Source organism: Streptomonospora alba (genome assembly GCF_000826685.1).
GTDB lineage: Bacteria > Actinomycetota > Actinomycetes > Streptosporangiales > Streptosporangiaceae > Streptomonospora > Streptomonospora alba.
On record NZ_JROO01000077.1, the window covers coordinates 1 to 2,043 of the forward strand.

The window sequence follows — 2,043 nt, forward strand, 5'->3', positions numbered from 1 at the left end:
GGCACCGTCCGACACCAGCGCGGGGGCCGAGACGGCACCTGTATCGGCGCCGCGGGCCACCAGTTCCGGCAGCGTCTGCTCGGTCACCGGGTGCGGGGCGGTGCCCCACTCCCCCAGCAGCCGCGCACGCTCGCCCTCCCCCAGCAGCGGAAGGTCGGCCACGGGCCGCTCCGGGTCGGCGGTTCCCGCGGAGAGCAGGCGCAGCAGCCGCTCGCCGAGGGCGTGCGCGGTCGCGGTGTCGAACCGGTCGGCCGAGAACCGTATGGCGGCCTCGGCCCCGTCCTCGCCGGGGCGTTCGATGAACTCGAACTCCAGGTCGAAGCGAGCGGCGGGGCGGGCCACGGTGTCGTCGGCGGCCGCCTGGCCGCCGAACAGGCCCTCACGCAGCTCGGGTCGCCTCTGGTGGCTGACCATCACTTGGAACAGCGGGTTGCGTCCGGCCGCGCGGGGCGGATTGAGTGCTTCGACCACGCGGTCGAAGGGCAGTTCGGCGTTGGCGTAGGCGGTGACGGCGAACGCGCGGGCGCGCTCGACGACGTCGCCGAAGCCGGGGGTGCCGCCGAGGTCGGTGCGCAGCACCAGGGTGTTGAGGAACATGCCGATGGCGTCGTGCAGCGCCTCGTCGGCGCGGTCGGCTGCGGGGGTGCCCAGCGGGACGTCGCTACCGGCGCCCATCCGGTGCAGCAGCACGGCCACCGCCGATTGCAGGACCAGGAACGGGGTGGCGGCGCGTTCGCGGCCCAGCCGGGTGAGCGCGCGCATGAGGTCGGCGGGGATCTCGAAGGCCACGGTGCCGCCCTCGTCGGTGGGGGCGGCGGGCCGCGGACGATCCGCGGGCAGGGGGATCTCCTCGGGCAGACCCGCCAGGGCCTCCCGCCAGAAACCGCGCTGGCGAGCCGCCCTACTGCCCGGAACCTCCGGCGAACCCAGCAGCTCACGCTGCCACACCGCGTAATCGGCATAACTCACCGGCAACGGTTCCCACCCCGGAACCCCACCGGCCGCACGCGCCCGATACGCCGCATCGAGATCACGCAGGAACGGCTCCTGCGACCACTCGTCCACCGCGATGTGGTGGAACAGGTGGAGCAGAACATGCTCGCCGGAGTCGGCGGCGAAGAGGACCGGCCGGTAGGCGGGTTCGGCTTCCAGGTCGAAGGGCCGGCGGGCGGCCTCGGCCACGAGCCGGTCCAGGTCCGCGGCGCCGGTGCGCACCACCCGCAGCGGGTCGCGCGCCTGCGGAGTCTCCAGGACGCGTTGGCGGGGCTCGCCTCCGACGCGGGGGTAGGCGGTGCGCAGGACGGCGTGGCGGGCGGCGACGTCGGCGACCGCGGCGCCGAGCGCCCCGACGTCGACTCCGCCGTCCAGCCGCAGCACCCATGCGACGTTGTAGGCGGCCTCGGCGCCGGGCACATGGGCGCTCGCCCACAGCCCGCGCTGGGCCGCCGACAGCGGGGGCTCCGCGTCGAATGCGGCGGCCGCTCCGGCGCGCAGCGGCGGACGGGCGTCCTCGCTCGCGGAGATCCGTGCGGCAAGAGCCGCAGGTGTGGGTGCGTCGAACAGGTCGGCCACGCTCAGCCCCGCACCCAGGCGCGAGCGCAGTGCGTTGACCAGGCGTGCGCCGGCCAGCGAGGTCCCGCCCAGCGCGAAGAAGCCGTCGTCGGCGGCGACCCGGTCCAGGCCCAGCAGGTCGGCGAACAGTCCGCAGACCAGCTCTTCGCGCGGGCTGTTCGGGGCGCGGCCGGTACCGGCATCTGCGGTGTCGGGCTCCGGGAGCGCTGCGCGGTCGAGCTTGCCGTTGGCGGTCAGCGGGAAGGCGTCCACGGCGACCAGCGCTTCGGGCACCATGTGTTCGGGCAGGCGGTCGGCCAGGTCGGCGCGCAGCCGTTCGAGCACGGCGCCGTGCGCCGGGGCGGGGACGACATAGGCGACCAGGCGGGTGTCGCCGGCCGCTCCGGGGCGGGCCAGCACCGCCGCGTCGGCCACGTCGTGACGTGACGTCAGGGCGTGCTCGATCTCGCCGAGTTCGATGCGCATCCCGCG

The 2,043-nt window shown here is 75.3% G+C and carries 1 protein-coding gene; it reads right to left on the reverse strand.

The window, feature by feature from the left end; genetic code table 11:
* Positions 1-2,043 (reverse strand): condensation domain-containing protein (locus tag LP52_RS25275; protein WP_040276931.1); only part of this gene is annotated, 2,043 nt, incomplete at both ends.